3 protein-coding genes are annotated in these 2,288 nt (G+C 69.1%); all 3 read right to left on the bottom strand.

Going from position 1 to position 2,288, the window contains the following annotated elements; translation table 11 throughout:
- Positions 1–947 (bottom strand): SLBB domain-containing protein (locus VNE62_00805; GenBank protein HVE90830.1); only part of this gene is annotated, 947 nt, incomplete at its 3' end.
- The gene (locus VNE62_00800) at positions 940–1,464 is read right to left on the bottom strand and encodes an NAD(P)H-dependent oxidoreductase subunit E (GenBank protein HVE90829.1); all 525 of its coding nucleotides are present in this window, start codon (positions 1,462–1,464) and stop codon (positions 940–942) included. The genes VNE62_00800 and VNE62_00805, both read right to left, overlap by 8 nt.
- Positions 1,464–2,288: NADH-quinone oxidoreductase subunit D (locus tag VNE62_00795; GenBank protein ID HVE90828.1), on the bottom strand; the 825-nt coding region annotated here is incomplete at its 5' end. The genes VNE62_00795 and VNE62_00800, both read right to left, overlap by 1 nt.

Raw genomic sequence — 2,288 nt, 5'->3', positions numbered from 1 at the left:
ATCGCGCTCGCTCCGAGCACCGACCCCGCGGCGATCATCGACTCGTAGTCCATCGGGGTGTCGAGGTGCTCCTCCAGGAGCATGGGCGTGGAGGACCCCCCGGGGGCGAAGGCCTTGAGGCCGCGGTCGTCCACACCGCCGGCTAGCTCGATCAGCTCCCGGACCGTTGTCCCCATCGGCACCTCGAAGTTCGCCGGGCTGCGGACGTTGCCGGAGACGCTGACCACGATGGTGCCGGGGGACTTCTCCGTCCCCCACTGACGGAACCAGGCGGGACCGTTGGTGATGATCGGCGGCACGGCCATGAGCGTCTGGACGTTGTTCACCACGGTCGGCGATGCGTACAAACCCTCGATGGCCGGAAACGGGGGCCGGGTCCGCGGCATCCCGCGGTAGCCCTCCAACGACTCCAGCAGCGCAGTCTCCTCGCCGCAGATGTAGGCGCCGGCGCCCCGGTGGGTGACGATCTCGATCGAGTGGTCGGATCCGAAGACACGGTCGCCCAGGTAGCCCGCCTCCTTCGCCTCCGCGATGGCGCGCTCGAGCCGGTCGTAGGCGAGCAGGAACTCGCCGCGGCAGTAGATGAATGCGGTGCGGGCGCCTATCGCATATGACGCGATGGCCATCCCCTCGAGCAGCGCGTGGGGGTCGACCTCCATCATCTCGCGGTCGTGAAAGGCCCCCGGCTCCCCCTCGTCGCCGTTGCACACGACGTAGCGGGCCTTGGGCGAGTCCTTCGGTATGAACGACCACTTGCGCCCGGTGGGAAATCCCGCGCCTCCGCGGCCGCGGAGTCCGGACTCGTCCACGATGCGGATAACGTCGGCCGGACTCATCGCCACCGCCGCCTTGAGCCCCTCGTAGCCACCGGTGTCCAGGTAGGCGCGAAGCGTCCAGGACTCCGGCACGTTGCGCCTGCGGAAGATCACCTCCGGCGTCTCAGGCACCCGCCGCCTCCTCCGTGCGCATCGCCTGCAGGACCTCATCGACTGAGCGGCCGGCGCGAAGCTGCGAGCACAGCGTCTCGACCCGGTCGGCGGTCAGGTGCGGAACGTCGCGATAGTTCACCTGCGCAGCAGGGGCCGCGCTGCAGTACGCCAGGCACTCGACCTGCTCCCAGGACATCAATCCGTCCGCCGTGGTCTGGCCCTCGGGGCCGACGAGCTCCGTGAGCCTGGCTGCGGCCTCGTCGGCTCCCTTGATGACGCAGGACACGTTCGTGCACAGGCTGATGAGGCAGCGTCCCGGGTGGGACAGCTTGTACATCGTGTAGAAGGTCGCCACCCCGGCGACGTCGGCCGCCGTGAGCCCCATCACCGACGCGACCTCACGGATCACCTCGGGCGACAGGAACCCCGCATCGTCCTGCGCGTCGTGCAGCACCATGAGCAGCGCGGACCGCTTCACGGGATACCGCGCGAGCAGCTGCTGGGCGCGATCGTGGAACTCCTGCGACAGCGGCATCAGCGGTCTACGTCTCCCATCACCGGGTCCACTGACGCCAGGATCGCGATGAGGTCGGCGAGCAGGTGCCCCGGGCACATCAGAGGCATCGCCTGGAGGTTCATCAGGGACGGGGGCCGGATGCGCACCCGCCAGGGCCGTCCCCTCCCGTCGGAGGCCACGTAGTAGCCGAGCTCTCCGCGGGGCGACTCGACCGGCACGTACACCTCGCCGGCGGGCACGTGGGGGCCGTCGGTGTACAGCTTGAAGTGGTGGATCAACGCCTCCATCGACACGTTGATCCGATCGCGGTCAGGCGGTGAGAGCTTTCCCTGCGCGCGGACGGGTCCGGACGGCATCCCGTCCAGGGCCTGCTCGATGATCCGCAGCGACTGCCGCAGCTCCCGCATGCGCACGAGGTACCGGTCGTAGCAGTCGCCGTTCTCTCCCATCGGCACTTCAAAGTCGAAGCGGTCGTAGGCGAGGTAGGGCTGCTTGCGGCGCAGGTCGTGGTCGACGCCCGACGCCCGCAGCGGGGGCCCCGTCACCCCGTAGGCGATGGCGTCGGCGGCCGACAGGATCCCGATGCCGCGGTTGCGCTGCACCCAGATGGGGTTGGCGGACAGCAGGGCCTCGTACTCGTCGAAGCGCCCGGGGAGCACGCGCAGAAGCTCGCGGATCTTGCCCTCGGCCTCCGCGGGCAGGTCCATCGAAAGACCGCCCGGACGGAAGTAACCGGGGTTCATCCGTAGCCCGGTGACGGCCTGGAAGACGTCCAGGATCATCTCGCGCTCGCGGAACGCGTAGGTGGCCATCGAGACCGAGCCGAGCTCGAGTCCGGACGT

It is taken from the genome of Actinomycetota bacterium, assembly GCA_035536535.1.
GTDB lineage: Bacteria > Actinomycetota > JAICYB01 > JAICYB01 > JAICYB01 > DATLNZ01.
The sequence above is the reverse complement of the archived record's forward strand: the minus strand, read 5'-3'. Positions and strand labels throughout refer to the sequence as shown.